Below are 320 nucleotides of genomic sequence, written 5' to 3' on the forward strand. Positions count from 1 at the left end.
GTTTCGACAGGGATAGTTCGAGCTTAGGTTGCGAGTCGAGGGGATCGGCCTCGTTAAAACGTCAAAGCCTATAATTGGCAAACAAAACAATCTTTCTTTAGCTGCTTAATTGCACTAAAGGTTCCTCCCTCCATCGTCCATGTGGTAGGGTAAGGGACTCAAACTAAGTGGACTACGCCGGAGTTCGCCGTCTGAGGACAAAGGAAGAGAATAACCAGACTAGCAACTTGGAAGCCTGTCGATAGGCCGAAGAGTTCGCGAAATGCTAATATATCGACTACACTCGTAGAAGCTTAAGTGCCGATATTTTTGGACGTGGG

At 47.2% G+C, this 320-nt stretch carries 1 other RNA gene; it reads left to right on the forward strand.

Annotated features, from left to right (window positions below):
• Positions 1 to 320: a transfer-messenger RNA gene (gene ssrA, locus QWY28_RS23385) on the forward strand; the annotation flags it as partial.

It is taken from the genome of Nocardioides oceani (genome assembly GCF_030412965.1).
GTDB lineage: Bacteria > Actinomycetota > Actinomycetes > Propionibacteriales > Nocardioidaceae > Nocardioides > Nocardioides oceani.